Below are 13,508 nucleotides of genomic sequence, written 5' to 3'. Positions count from 1 at the left end.
GTTAGTTCCGTTATCGTTTCATGACCTCGGCACACTAAAAGTCTGACAGGCTCCCGCATCGTGATCCCGCCTAGTTTTTCGCCACAGCGTCAGTTTCCGTCTGTGTTCCCCCCGCCGCGTCATTCCTGCTCCACCCACCCCCAAGCGACCGATACAACGCCACCGCCGCCAGCGCGTGCTCGCGCTTGACCTGATTGAGCGAATCCGAATCCCGCAGATAAACCTCCTGCGCCGACAGCACGTCCAGAAAATCCGTCGCGCCGCCCTTATAAAGCTGATTCGCCAACCCAAGCGCTTTATCGGAAGCCGCCAATGCGCTACCCAGCCTTCGCGTCGCCTCATCGGAACTGACGAGATTCGCGCGCGCATCCTCGACTTCCCGCAGCGCTTGCAGCATCGTCTGCCGTAACCCGAGTTCCGACTCGCGCATCCGGCTTTCGCTTTGCGAGATATCGGCGGTAATCCGTCCCGCGTTGAAGATCGGGCTCGTCGCGCTCAGTGCCGCGCTGAACAGGTTATCGGTCAACGTCGGCAACCCGAGATAGGAAGCCGCCAGAATCCCGTCCGTCAGGTTCAACGAAAACTTCGGATACCGCTCGGCCTTCGCCACACCGACTTGCGCGGCACGCCGCTCGACCTGCGCATAGGCAGTCAGCACATCCGGCCGCCGCAACAACGCCTGCGAAGGCAGCGTCCCTGGCGCGCCAACCGGCGGCGCGGGAATCTCCCCAGCCTGCGCCAACACGAGCCGATCGACCGATTCCGGCGTCCGCCCCGAATACACGGCGATCAGATTCAGCTGATGCGAAATCTGCGCCTGCGTCGGCGGAATCCTGGCTTCGAGCGCATCGAGCTGGTTCTGCGCACGCGTCACGTCGAGTTCCGTCGACAGCCCGAACGCCTGCCGCTTGCGCGTGAGTTCGAGCGCATGCTGCCGGATCTTCGCGTTTTCCTGCAGGATCTTCAGTTCCTGCTGCGCCCAGCGCAGATCGACATACGCGGATGCCGCATCGGCCGCGAGCGCGAGGCGCATCGCATCTTCCGCATGCTTTTGCCCGACCAACTCCGCTTGAGCGGCCAGCAGATCGAGCCGTTCACCGCCGAACACATCGGGCGACCAGCTCAGCGCAAGCCCCGCACCAGCCTGCCGCACATAACCGAGCGGCGGCGGCGTGTTCTGCCGCGCGTTGGCCGCGTGCGCAGTCGCGTCGAGTTCGGGCAGCAGCACCGCGCGCTTCTGCACGGTCAGCGCCTGCGCCTGCTTCACGCGTTCGGCGGCGGCCTGCAGATCGAGGTTGCCGTCGAGCACGGTCGCGATCAGCCGGTCGAGCACGGGGTCGTGGAACTGCGCCCACCAGGCGGCGGCATCGATGTCCGCGCGCGGCACGTCGGTATCCCACGCGGTGGGCGCGAGCGTCTGGACGGAGTCGTTCAGCGCCGGATGCTGCGCGGGCTGCACCGCACACCCGGCGGCGAATGCGCTGACGGCCAGCGCGACGAGTAGCTTCTTCATGATGACGATCCTTGGCCTCAGTGCGCGTCCGGCGGCGGCGCGTTCAACGTAATGGGTTTGGAAAACACGACGGCAAGCAGCGCGACGACGAAGCACAGCGATAGCGCGTAGTACGCATCCGCATAGGTCAACGTGAGCGCTTCGCGATAGATCAGCCGATGCAAGTTCGCGAGCCCGGCCTGCGCGGTGTTCAGCGTATTGCCTGCCACCGATCCCCAGTACGCGGCCTGGCGATCGAGCAGCGACGCGACCTGCGGCTCGCCGGCGCTCACGTGCTCGTTCAGGCGCAGATAGTGAAAATTCAGCCGGTCGTTGAGCATCGTCGCGCTCACGGCGATACCGATCGCGCCGCCGAGGTTACGCATCAGGTTGAACAACCCGCTCGCCGATTTCAGGCGCGATTGCGGCAGCGAGCCGAGCGCCATCGTCACGATCGGCGGCACGCTGAACTGCTGGCCGATGCCGCGCAGCGCCTGCGGCAGCAGCAGTTCCTGCCAGCCCCAGTCGTGTGTGATCGGCGTGTACAGGTAGCAGCCGAGGCCGAAGCAGATCAGCCCGAACACGAGCAGCGCACGCATGCTGACGTAGCGCGCGGCGAACGCATACGCACACAGCGCGATCAACTGGAACGCGCCGACCGACAGCAGCGCGATACCGATCTGCAGCGAGCTGAACGCACGCACCTGCGCGAGAAACAGCGGCGTCAGGAACACGGTCACGAAGATGCCGATGCCGGTCACGAACGACAGCAGGCTGCCGATCCCGAAGTTGCGCACGGCCAGCGCGCGCAGGTCGACGATCGGGTCTTTCGCGGTCAGCGCATGCACGATGAACAGGAAGCCGCAGATGCCGGAGATCCACGCGCAGATCACGATCGCATCGTCGCCGAACCAGTTCTTGCGCGGGCCTTCCTCGAGCACGTACTCGAGGCAGCCGAGGAAGCCGGACATCAGCAGGATGCCGAGATAGTCGCCGCGCTTGATCAGGCTGAGATCGGGCGCGTCGATATGCACGTAGCGCGGCACGAGCACGGCCACCGCGATGCCCGGCACGAGGTTCAGGTAGAACAGCCAGTGCCATGACCATTGGTCGGTGATCCAGCCACCGATCACGGGGCCGATCGCCGGCGCGAGCGACGCGAGCGCGCCGATGGTCGTCGACGCGATCAGCCGCTGCCTGCCGGGGAACAGCACGAACGCGGTGGTGAACACGGTCGGGATCATCGCGGCGCCGAGCGCGCCCTGCAGCCCGCGAAACAGGATCATCGAGTTGATGTCCCACGCGAGCCCGCACAGCATGCTGGTGATCGTGAAGCCGACGGCCGACGCGGCGAACAGCCAGCGGGTCGACATCACCTTCGACAGCCAGCCCGACATCGGGATCACGATGATCTCGGCGATCAGGTACGCGGTCTGCACCCACGACAGTTCGTCCTGGCTCGCGGACAGCCCGCCGCCGATGTCGCGCAGCGACGACGCGACGATCTGGATGTCGAGCGTCGCCATGAAGAAGCCGACGCACATCAGCGCGAACGCGAACACGCGCTGTTTGGTCGGTTGCGACGCGGGGTCGCCGGAAAACGCGGTGGTCATCGTCGGCTCCCGCTCAGTGCTGGTGGTCGGTATGCACGGTCACGACCGCGGACAGGCCGGGGCGCAGCACGTGTTCGATGCCGGGCTGCGGATCGAGATGCACGCGCACCGGCACGCGCTGGACGATCTTCGTGAAGTTGCCGGTCGCGTTCTCGGGCGGCAGCACGCTGAAGGTCGCGCCGGTCGCGGGCGCCAGGCTGTCGACGCGGCCGTGCAGGCGCGTGCTCGACGCATCGAGCGCGACGTCGACGCGGTCTCCCGCGCGCATCTTGCGCAGCTGGTCTTCCTTGAAGTTCGCGTCGATCCACAGGCCGGAGGCCGGCACGACGGTCAGCAGCGGCACGCCGACGTTCGCGAGCATCCCGACGCGGCCCGTGCGGTTGCCGACGTAACCGTCGACCGGCGAGCGGATCGTCGTGTATTCGACGTTGAGCGCCGCGACGCGCTGCGCGGCGAGCGCGGTGTTCACGCGGGCCCGCGCATCGGCGAGCTGCGCGCCGAGCACGTCGAGCTGGCGCTTCGACGCGAGCAGCGCGGCGTCGCTGCGTTCGACGGCGGCGCCGGCCTTCGAGTAATCGGCATCCGCGCGCTCGACGATCTGGTTCGATACGGCGTCCGACTTCACCAATTCGCGATAGCGCACGCGGTCCGACGCGGCGCGCGTCAGTTCGGCCGACGACGCGTTCTTGTCCGCCGCGTGCTGGCCGATCACCGCGAATTGCAGTTGCTGCTTCGCTTCGAGTTCGGTCACGGCGGAGCGCGCGCTGTCGACTTCGGCGCTGGCCTGCGCGAGCTTCGCGTCGTAGTCGCGCGCATCGAGCTGCACGAGCACGTCGCCGGCCTTCACGCGCTGGTTGTCGGTCACGAGGATCTTGTCGACGAAGCCGTTGACCTTCGGCGCGAGCACGGTCACGTCGCCGCCGACGTACGCATCGTCGGTGCTTTCCTGGAAGCGCAGCACGAACAGCCAGTCGAGCACGGCGGCCGCGACCACGACGACGACGGCGCCCACCGCGATGCGCATCCACGGCACGCGGCGTTGCTGCTTCGCGGGCCGCTCGGTTGTGGCTGCTTCGCGTGACGAGGCAGCGTCTTGGGTCGTATCCATCGATTCACCTATGTATATGCACTTATCAAAACGATCGACGGTACGACGTCGATCGGGGAAGGGCTAGCGTTCTGGCAGGTTGTGCGTGATCCGGAACAATTCGTCTCTGAGGCGGGCCGCCTGCGTCGACCCGAAGCACCGCTCGAACGCTTCCTGCGCGGCGAGCCAGTGCACGTGCGCATCGGCCACCTTCGTTTCGCCGTGCGCGGTCAGTGCAAACGTCTGACCGCGGCATGGCGGTTCGATCCGCCCCGTCACCAGCGCCGCGCCGACGAGCGGCTTGAGCGCGCGCAACAGCGCGGTACGTTCGATCACCAGCACGTTCGACAGCGTCGCCATCGTCAGGCCGGGCCGCTCGCGCAGCAGCGCGAGGATGCTGTACTGCGACGGCGTGACGCCCGCCCGCGACAGGTAGCGCTCATAGAACTGCGAGATCCGCCGGGCGGCTTGCCGGACCGCGAAGCAATCGTCATCGGTGAGCGTGGTCTTGTGCATGTGCACATGTTAGGTGGCGAGGCGGCGCGAAGCGAGGGGCGCGGCGGGATCAGATTGGTGTCGTGGCTGTATCAATCGGCGTCGGAAACGCGCATTCGCGCATCCGGCGTCACGCCGCTGCCGGAACGATCCAGCCTTCGCGGTCGCAGTACGCGGCCGTGTAGTCGATGAACGCCTTCACCTTCGCGGGCAGCAGCGCGCGGTTCGCGTAGGCGAGCTTGATTTCGACGAACGCGTCGACGAGATCGGCGTCTTCCAGCAACTGCACGAGCGCACCCGACGCGAGTTCGGCCTGGACGAGCGTTTTCGGGACGACGCCGATGCCGAAGTCGTGCATGACCATTTCGCGGTTGAACACGGGGCTGTTCGACGAGATGTCGAAACGGAACGGCACGGTGAGCAGGTTGCCGTCGACCCGGAACGACAGCGCCGGGCGGCGCAGCGACGGCGAAATCGGCACGAACGGATGATTGGCGAGGTCGGCCGGCGTCTCGGGGCGCGCATGTGCTTGCAAATACGCAGGCGTCGCGACGATCACGACCGGAATGCGCTCGACCAGCCGCACGACGGTCGATTCGCTCGTCAGCATGTACGGCACGACGATGCCGATGTCGTAGCCTTCTCCGACCAGATCGACCGGGCGCTCGGTCAGCGTGACGTCGAGGCGTACGTTCGGATGCGCGCTCTTGAAGCCGGCGATCAGCGGCACGAGCCGGTTCAGCGCGGCCGTCGTATGCGCGACGAGGCGCAGCAGGCCTTCGGGCTCGCGCGTGTGCGTCTGCGCTTCCACTTCCAGCGCGTCGAGCTCGTCGAGCACGGCCGCGCAACGCTCGTAGATGCGCTCGGCCGTCTCGGTCAGCGATACCTGGCGGGTCGTCCGGTGCAGCAATCGGCTGCCGAAACGCGCCTCCAGATCCGCGACCGCACGCGATACGACGGGCCGCGCGAGGCCGTGCATGTCGGCGGCGCGCGTGAAGCTGCGCATTTCCACCACGGACCGGAAGATGCGCAGCTTGTCGATGTAGTCCATGTCCGTCTCCTTGACGCGATGGCCGGCCGCCGGCCGCTGTTACGGCGGAGTGTACATTGACTTTATGCATATGCACATATAGATTGCCGAACATGAACGACACCTCGATTGCCCAGGCGTGCAACTGTCTCGCGCTGCGTCAGGCGGCGCGCTTCGTCACGCAACTGTACGAACACCATCTGGCCCCGGTCGGCGTCACGCCCGCCCAGTTCTCGATCATGGCGAACCTCACGCGCCATCCCGGTCTGCTGATGAGCGAACTCGCCGAGATGCTCGTGATGGATCGCACGACCTTGCTGCGTGCGCTGAAGCCGTTGCAGCGCGACGGTTTCGTGTCGACGGCGGCGTCGGAGCACGATGCGCGTGCGCATGCGCTGCACCTCACGAAGCTCGGCGAACGCACGTTCGCGCAGGCGAAAGTCGCGTGGCAGGCCGCGCAGGACGAATTCGACACGCAGTTCGGCCGCGAGCGGGCGAAGGCGTTGCGCAACGAGTTGTTCAGTCTGACTGCGGAACGCTAGGCGAGGGGCGGACGGTTCGGTGGGACGACCAACTGGTGCGGAATTCAAGCCATTGGTCGCCTTGGGAGCATTTGGTTGAGAAAATTGGTTTCATTGCTATCCGGATTGAAGGCGATCTGGACAGTTTTTATTTCCAGTTGTAGAGTCCTCTGACTGAATTCATGAACCGGCACCGCCGCCGGTGCACGCGTCACGAGGAGCAACCGATGCTGCAGTTGAGCGACCGCGACGACGCGATGTTGCGCGGGGATTTCGGCGACGGCGTCGCCCGCGCGATGCGGATCGTCGTGCGCACCGCGCAAGTGATGTCCGCGCCGCACCTGATCGACATTACGTCTGCCCATATCGACGGCTGTCTGTATCACGGCCAGACGAGCCTCGACTTCGTCGACTATTTCGTCGACACGGGCGCGAAGGTCGCGGTGCCGACCACCTTGAACGTCGGGTCGCTCGACCTGATCCATCCCGAGCTGTACCACGGCGACCGCACGATCCAGCGCGATGCGCAGCGCCTGATGGACGCGCATTTGCTGCTCGGCTGCGAATCGAGCTTCACGTGCGCGCCATATCAACTGAAGAATCGTCCCGCGCTGGGCGAGCAGATCGCGTGGGCCGAATCGAATGCGATCGTGTTCGCGAATTCGGTACTCGGCGCGCGCACGAGCCGCTACGGCGATTTTCTCGACTTGGCCGCCGCGATCACCGGGCGCGCGCCGTACGCGGGGCTGCATGTCGACGCGAACCGCGCCGCGCGGATCGTGTTCAATGCGCCCGATTTCAGCGGCCTGCCGTCGCGCGATATCTATTTCGCCGCGCTTGGCCTGGCGGTCGGCAAGATCGCGGGGGCGGTCGTGCCGGCGATCGTCGGGCTGCCGGCCGACACCACCGAGGACGAACTCAAGGCGCTCGGCGCGGCCGCCGCGTCGAGCGGCGCCGTCGCGCTGTTCCATGCGGTCGGCGTGACGCCCGAGGCGCCGACGCTCGACGCCGCGTTGCACGGCCGCGCGGCGCAGCGCAGGGTCGATATCGCGATGGCCGATCTCGACGAGATTCGCCGCACGCTGAATCACGGTGCGGCCGGCGACGCGCTCGTCGCGGTCGCGCTCGGCACGCCGCATTTCTCGCTGGCCGAATTCCGCACGCTCGACACGTTGCTCGACGCGTTCGACGGCAAGCCGGCCTGCGATTTCTACGTGAACACGAGCCGCTTCATTCTGTGGGAGCTGGAGGAAGCCGGCCTCGCGGAGAAATTCGCCGCGCGCGGCGTGCAGATCGTCGTCGATACCTGCACGTACATCACGCCGGTGATGAAGCAGTTGTCGGGGCTGGTGATGACCAACTCGGGGAAATGGGCGTCGTATGCGCCCGCGAACATCGGCGTGACGGTGGCGTACGGCAGCATGCGCGAATGCGTGCGGTCCGCGTACGAAGGCAAGGTGCGATTCGATGACTGAAACGACGGGCACATTCTTGACGGGCGACACGCTCGTGCCGGGCAGCGCGTGCGCGCGGCCTTTCGTGCTCGACAAGCCGCTCAGCTTCTGGGGCGGCTACGACTCGGGCGCGGGCAGGATCGTCGATCGCGGGCATCCGCAGGCCGGCGCGAGCCTCGCCGGCAAGGTGATGGTGATGCCGCACGCGAAGGGCTCGAGTTCGAGCAGCAGCGTGCTAGCGGAAGCGGTGCGCAACGGTACGGGGCCGGTCGGGATCGTGCTGAAGGAACGCGATTTGATCATCTCGATCGGCGCGATCGTGGCCGCCGAGTTGTATGCGATCGCGGTGCCGGTGGTGTGCGTGAGCGATGAGGTATACGACGCGATCGTCGCTGCCACGGGCGACGTGCGGATCGAAACGGGCGAGGGGGACGGCGGCGCGCGGATTCATCTGGGCACTGATGCTCGTTCGGGCGGATCCGGTTTGACCTGAACGACCGGCGCGCGCTGACGGCGAGTCAGGCGGTGGCCGCGGCGATGCGATCCGGAGCGAGCAGCGTCGTTCGCCGCGCGGTAGCCGCACCTGTCCCGGTCAGATGAAGCGCACGTGTCGGGTTTCTTCCTGCGTGAGCGACAGCGCTTGAGCCGCCGCGTTCATTTCGCGTTTGCCGCCCGGCTGCGCCAATCTTCTGATTTCGGGCCACACGATCACGCCGAACAGGATGCGCAGGATCGCGCTCAGCACGCACAAGCCGATTACACTCGCGCTGATCAGCGCAAACACGTCGAACATCGATTCCATGCTGAGCGTCACCACGGATACGATTCCGCTGACGACGGCCGCGCCGATCACGCAAATGAGCATGACGAAAAGGTCGGTTCGGGCGCCGGCGACTTTGGCGGGGCGCAGCAGATAAGCCGAACCGTCGGTCATGTTGCGAATGCCGTAGACGCTCTGGCGATCCTGGTCGCCGACATAGGCGACATTCAATCGATCGCCATCGGCGATGAACAGGCGCGTCGTCCGGTTGGTCCTGAACACGAGGGGGGACGCGAGCGAATCGAGTTTGAGCGTGATTTCCTCGATACTTTGCGTCGTCGTGCCCAGGTTGTTGCTCCAGACCTTCGTCTCGATCGATTGCTGGCTGATTGCCGTCACGCGGCCGGATACGGTCTGCATGTCGTGGTTCGTCATGGGCCGCTGCGCTCCGCGCTGAAACCGGACGGTTCGCCTAGCCAGCAATCCTGGGCTTCGCGTCGCTGCGGCTGGAAGATCAGGTCGGACAAGCCGCCGATGGCGACCAGGTCGCCCACCAGACCGACGATGGACACGACGGTGGCCAGTGCCGAGGTGAACGCCCAACCCGAATGGAGTGCCGCGGCAGCGGTACCCAGGCTCAGCACGACCAGGCACGACGCCCAGGCGAGCAGCGACAGGTTCCGTCGCTTTTGCGCGCGCACGTCGTACGGCGCGATGGCAAGGCTGCCGCTCCTGATCCACGCGATCCGGCGACGGCCGCGATGCTCGAATGTGCAGGCGCGCACCGACATGCCGGGCCTCAGTTTCTCGATCTGCTTGAATGCTTCTTCGTCGACGTCGTTGGCCGTGACGAAGTAGCAGACGTTCTGCATCGTCAAACGGTATGGCGGGTTCTTCCTGACATTGGCCTTGACTCGGATGAGGTTGGTATCGACGCGGTCGATCGTGGCCTCGATCAGGGTGGTGCGATTGGGCATGGGTCGGAGAGGGCGCGGGTCCGCGCGACGTCGTTTTGATGTGGCGCCCATCATACGCCACCGCTTTCGGCCGACCGTCCGGCATTGCCGGGCGACGGGTTGCCCGGCGCGTGGCACTGAATTCGCGCGCAGCCGCCCCCGCACCCGCACCGTGCCGCCGGCGGCGGTTCGGCGTTATTCGCGCCGGTGCCGGGTCACTGCCGACGCCATCACCTCGCAGCCGCTTCCCGAAATGCGCTCGGCGTCTGCCCGGCCCAGCGCCGGAACGCGCGCGTGAAATTCGCCGGGTCGGTGAACTGCAGCCGTTCGGCGATCGTTTTCAGATCGAGATCCGACGCGGCGAGCAACTGCCTGGCGTCGCGAAACCGCGCTTCGTCGAGCAATTGCCGATAGCTTGATCCGGCTTCTTCCAGCCGGCGCCGCAGCGTGCGCGTCGACACGAGCAGCGCGTCGGCGAGCATGTCCGGCCCCGGATAATCCCCGGCGGCGCGCGCCAGTTCCGCCCGCACGCGCTCGACCAGATCGCCTTCCTCCTGCCGCACCTGCGCATATTCGCGTTCCACCTGCACGAGCGCCTGCCGGTGCGCGACTTCGTCGGCGAGCGGCAGCGGCCAGTCGAGCACGTCGCGCGCGATCCACAGCGCGTTGGCCGCGCAGCCGAATGCCACCGGCGGCAACTGGTCGCGATAGCGTGCGAAATACGCGGGCTCCGGCCACGCGAATTGCAGCCTGATCGGCGGTGATGCGCGGCCGGACCATTGCGAGATGTTCTGCGCGAGCCCCGTCAGCACGAATTCGAACATCACGTGGTGCTGCAGCACGGGGTTCGCCTGCACGCCGTGCAGTTCGAGCGTCGCGCCGCGCGCGTCTTCCGCGTAAGTCAGCCGGTATTGGCGATTCCGCATCCGGAAGTAGCGCTGCATGACCGACAGCGCTTCGCGGATGTCCCGCGCGGTCAGCGTCGCGTAGCCGAGAAAGCCGTGCACGGTCGGTTTCAGCAGCAGCCCGAACGCGAGCCCGATGCCCGGATCGCCGCCGATTTCGATCGCGTTGAGCACCAGCCGCCCCCATTGCGACGGCGCGACGCGCGCGTCCGGTTCGGCCAGCACCGCGTCGCGCAGGCCCGTGCCGGCCCGCACGGCGGCCAGGTCGACGCCGCGTGCGGCCAGCGCCTGCAGCAGCAGGCGTGTATAGGCGACCGGAATGGTCGGGCGGCGCAGCCCGAGGCGATCCTTGCGAGACGGGGAAGTCATGTCGATTTGGCCGAAAATGACAAGCATTATGGCTGTTTGCCCCCTCACGTTCAAGGCGGCGCGCGCCTACGATGGCAGGCATCGCTTATTGGCCGAATCATCATGACGACACCCTTTCCCCACCTGCTCGCCCCGCTCGATCTCGGCTTCACGACGCTGAAGAATCGCGTGCTGATGGGCTCGATGCACACCGGCCTCGAGGACAGCCGCAAGACGCTGCCGCGCCTCGCTGAATATTTCGCCGAGCGCGCGCGCGGCGGGGTCGGCCTGATCGTGACGGGCGGCTTCGCGCCGAACGTGGCCGGCTGGACCAAGCCGTTCGGCGGCACGCTGATGACGTCGGCCGCCGCGCGCCGGCATCGCGAGATCACCGGCGCCGTGCACGCGGAGGACGGCAAGATCGCGCTGCAGATCCTGCATACGGGGCGCTACGGTTATCACCCGTTCGCGGTCGCGCCGTCGAAGATCAAGTCGCCGATTTCGCCGTTCGCGCCGCACGAACTGAGCGCGCGCGGCGTCGAGCGGCAGATCCGCGCGTTCGTGCGCTGCGCGACGCTGGCACGCGAGGCCGGTTACGACGGCGTCGAGATCATGGGCTCCGAGGGCTACCTGATCAACCAGTTCATCTCGATGCATACGAACAAGCGCACCGACCAGTGGGGCGGTTCGTACGAGAACCGCATCCGCCTGCCGATCGAGATCGTAGAGCGCACACGCGAAGCGGTCGGCCGCGACTTCATCCTGATCTACCGGCTGTCGATGCTCGACCTGATTCCGGACGGCAGCGACTGGAGCGAAACCGTGCAGCTCGCGAAAGTGGTCGAACGGGCCGGCGCGACGATCATCAACACGGGGATCGGCTGGCACGAGGCGCGCGTGCCGACGATCGCGACGTCGGTGCCGCGCGGCGCGTTCGCGTGGGTGACGAAGAAGATGAAGGGCGAGGTCGGCATCCCGCTCGTGACGACCAACCGGATCAACCGGCCCGAAGTGGCCGAGCAGATTCTCGCGGACGGCTGCGCGGACATGGTGTCGATGGCGCGCCCGCTGCTCGCGGATGCCGAGTTCGTCGTCAAGGCCGCGCAGGGCCGTGCCGACGAGATCAACACCTGCATCGGCTGCAATCAGGCGTGCCTCGATCATGCGTTCAAGAACAAGATCGCGTCGTGCCTGCTGAATCCGCGCGCGTGCCACGAGACGGAGCTGAAATACACGCCCGCGCCGCAGCCGAAGCGCATCGCGGTGGTCGGCGCGGGGCCGGCCGGGCTCGCGTGCTCGACCGTGCTCGCGCAGCGCGGCCATCAGGTCGACCTGTTCGACGGCGCGGCCGAGATCGGCGGCCAGTTCAACATGGCGAAGCGGATTCCGGGCAAGGAGGAATTTCACGAAGCGCTGAGCTACTTCGGCCGGCAGGTCGAACTGACCGGCGTGAAACTGCACCTGAACCGCCGCGTCGATGCGAGCGACCTGATCGCGGGTGGCTACGACGAGATCGTGCTCGCGACCGGCGTCGCGCCGCGCGACCCGAAGATTCCGGGGCAGGACGGGCCGAACGTGTTCAGCTATATCGACGTGCTCGCGGGCAAACAGCCGGTCGGCCGGCGGGTCGCGGTGGTGGGCGCGGGCGGGATCGGCTTCGATGTCGCCGAGTATCTGGTGCAGGAGGGCGAGTCGCCGGCACTCGATCTGGATGAATGGAAAGCCGAGTGGGGCGTGACCGACCCGGCCACGACGCGCGGCGGCGTGACGCGTGCGCAGGTGTCGGCGCCGACGCGGGAAGTGACGCTGCTGCAGCGCAAGGCCGCGCCGCTCGGCAAGGGGCTCGGCAAGACGACCGGCTGGATTCGCCGTGCGACGTTGAAGATGAAGCAGGTGAAGATGATTGGCGGTGTGAACTATGAGTTGATCGACGCGCGCGGGCTGCATGTGTCGTACGGCGAGCAGCGCACCGATCACGAGCTAATCGAAGCCGATACGATCGTGCTCTGCACAGGACAGGAGCCGCAGCGCGCGTTGCTCGCGCCGCTGCAGGCGGCCGGGCGCTCGGTGCACCTGATCGGCGGCGCGGAACTGGCCGCCGAACTCGACGCGAAGCGCGCGATCGATCAGGGCGCGCGGCTGGCGGCGCGGCTGTAACGGGCGGGTGCTGCGACGGTCATTCGGCTGATCGTCGCGTGGCGACGAGCGGCTTACGCGACGGTTCGCGGCTCGCCGCCTGATGCGCCGATTCGCGGGTGCAGAACCATAACGAGCTGCCGCGCCACCATGCAATATGGCGGCGCGAGCCCGGCAGACCGTGCCCGCAATCGACCGGCGCGGCTCAGGCCGCTTCGGCCCGCTCTTCCTCTTCCGCTTCGAGCATCGCCTTGACGATCAGGTAGATGGCCGGAAGGTCATCATCGTCGCGGCGCCAGTCGACCGGCTCCTCGACGTCTGCGGCAACCAGCCGGCTGCCACGCAGCCGGATGAATGCGTCGACGACGGCCGGATCGTTGCGGTTCAGGAAGCCGGGATTCGAGAACGCCAGCTCCTCGACGTTCAGCAGCGCCTGCCAGCTCATCGTGCGAACGGCCGCCGGGTGGGTGCGGCGGCGCAGACCGAGCGCCCGCTGCGCGGGGCCGCCCGCGACACGCTGCAGATCGACGACCGCCCGCTGCGCGGCGCGCTCGAAGTGGACGGGATTGAAACCGGGTTGCTCGGGATCGAATGCGGAAGCCTGGAACATGGTCGCCTCACAAAAGTCCGTTCGTCTGTGGATGACGGAATTCGGGTCAAATGGTGCAAAAGCACTGTAAATATATACAGTGTTCAGCGCGGTTTCAAGCC

13 protein-coding genes are annotated in these 13,508 nt (G+C 66.6%); 4 read left to right on the top strand and 9 right to left on the bottom strand.

What is annotated here, in order from left to right; translation table 11 throughout:
- Positions 1-70: 70 nt before the first annotated feature.
- The 5 genes from JMF86_RS23805 to JMF86_RS23785 all read right to left on the bottom strand — a co-directional run bounded on the left by JMF86_RS23805 (position 71) and on the right by JMF86_RS23785 (position 5,738).
- Complete coding sequence (locus tag JMF86_RS23805; protein ID WP_011548256.1) at positions 71-1,513, bottom strand: efflux transporter outer membrane subunit; 1,443 nt, start codon at positions 1,511-1,513, stop codon at positions 71-73.
- A 17-nt stretch (positions 1,514-1,530) separates the two neighbouring features.
- On the bottom strand, positions 1,531-3,105 hold the full coding sequence (locus JMF86_RS23800; protein WP_011548255.1) for a DHA2 family efflux MFS transporter permease subunit: 1,575 nt from the start codon (positions 3,103-3,105) through the stop codon (positions 1,531-1,533).
- A gap of 13 nt (positions 3,106-3,118) precedes the next feature.
- Positions 3,119-4,213 (bottom strand): HlyD family secretion protein, encoded by a 1,095-nt coding sequence (locus JMF86_RS23795; RefSeq protein ID WP_011548254.1) that lies wholly within the window; start codon positions 4,211-4,213, stop codon positions 3,119-3,121.
- A gap of 63 nt (positions 4,214-4,276) precedes the next feature.
- Complete coding sequence (locus JMF86_RS23790; protein WP_011548253.1) at positions 4,277-4,708, bottom strand: MarR family winged helix-turn-helix transcriptional regulator; 432 nt, start codon at positions 4,706-4,708, stop codon at positions 4,277-4,279.
- A 109-nt stretch (positions 4,709-4,817) separates the two neighbouring features.
- On the bottom strand, positions 4,818-5,738 hold the full coding sequence (locus JMF86_RS23785) for a LysR family transcriptional regulator (protein WP_011548252.1): 921 nt from the start codon (positions 5,736-5,738) through the stop codon (positions 4,818-4,820).
- A 92-nt stretch (positions 5,739-5,830) separates the two neighbouring features.
- Between JMF86_RS23785 and JMF86_RS23780 the strand changes: the two genes are divergently transcribed.
- From JMF86_RS23780 to JMF86_RS23770, 3 genes are all read left to right on the top strand, one after another.
- Positions 5,831-6,259 carry a MarR family winged helix-turn-helix transcriptional regulator gene (locus tag JMF86_RS23780; protein ID WP_011548251.1) on the top strand — a complete coding sequence of 143 codons (429 nt, stop codon included), beginning with the start codon at positions 5,831-5,833 and terminating at the stop codon, positions 6,257-6,259.
- 206 nt (positions 6,260-6,465) lie between these two features.
- The gene (locus JMF86_RS23775) at positions 6,466-7,713 is read left to right on the top strand and encodes an aconitase X (RefSeq protein ID WP_011548250.1); all 1,248 of its coding nucleotides are present in this window, start codon (positions 6,466-6,468) and stop codon (positions 7,711-7,713) included.
- On the top strand, positions 7,706-8,185 hold the full coding sequence (locus tag JMF86_RS23770; RefSeq protein WP_011694665.1) for an aconitase X swivel domain-containing protein: 480 nt from the start codon (positions 7,706-7,708) through the stop codon (positions 8,183-8,185). The genes JMF86_RS23775 and JMF86_RS23770 overlap by 8 nt, the downstream gene beginning before the upstream one ends.
- A 99-nt stretch (positions 8,186-8,284) precedes the next feature.
- On the opposite strand, the gene JMF86_RS23765 is transcribed toward JMF86_RS23770, so the two are convergent.
- The 3 genes from JMF86_RS23765 to JMF86_RS23755 form a co-directional block, all read right to left on the bottom strand.
- Positions 8,285-8,887 (bottom strand): hypothetical protein, encoded by a 603-nt coding sequence (locus JMF86_RS23765; protein ID WP_011548248.1) that lies wholly within the window; start codon positions 8,885-8,887, stop codon positions 8,285-8,287.
- On the bottom strand, positions 8,884-9,429 hold the full coding sequence (locus JMF86_RS23760) for a hypothetical protein (protein WP_226132273.1): 546 nt from the start codon (positions 9,427-9,429) through the stop codon (positions 8,884-8,886). The genes JMF86_RS23765 and JMF86_RS23760 overlap by 4 nt, the downstream gene beginning before the upstream one ends.
- Positions 9,430-9,638: 209 nt before the next feature.
- Positions 9,639-10,709 carry an AraC family transcriptional regulator gene (locus JMF86_RS23755; protein ID WP_011694666.1) on the bottom strand — a complete coding sequence of 357 codons (1,071 nt, stop codon included), beginning with the start codon at positions 10,707-10,709 and terminating at the stop codon, positions 9,639-9,641.
- Between the two features lie 75 nt (positions 10,710-10,784).
- Here JMF86_RS23755 and JMF86_RS23750 point away from each other — a divergent pair, with 75 nt between their 5' ends.
- Positions 10,785-12,818 carry an NADPH-dependent 2,4-dienoyl-CoA reductase gene (locus JMF86_RS23750; protein ID WP_011548245.1) on the top strand — a complete coding sequence of 678 codons (2,034 nt, stop codon included), beginning with the start codon at positions 10,785-10,787 and terminating at the stop codon, positions 12,816-12,818.
- Between the two features lie 184 nt (positions 12,819-13,002).
- On the opposite strand, the gene JMF86_RS23745 is transcribed toward JMF86_RS23750, so the two are convergent.
- Positions 13,003-13,407, bottom strand: a complete 405-nt coding sequence (locus JMF86_RS23745) for a DUF2471 family protein (protein ID WP_006479558.1) — start codon at positions 13,405-13,407, stop codon at positions 13,003-13,005.
- Positions 13,408-13,508: the final 101 nt, after the last annotated feature.

This window comes from Burkholderia sp. E168m15, from assembly GCF_016586105.1.
Lineage (GTDB): Bacteria > Pseudomonadota > Gammaproteobacteria > Burkholderiales > Burkholderiaceae > Burkholderia > Burkholderia orbicola.
The sequence above is the reverse complement of the archived record's forward strand: the minus strand, read 5'-3'. Positions and strand labels throughout refer to the sequence as shown.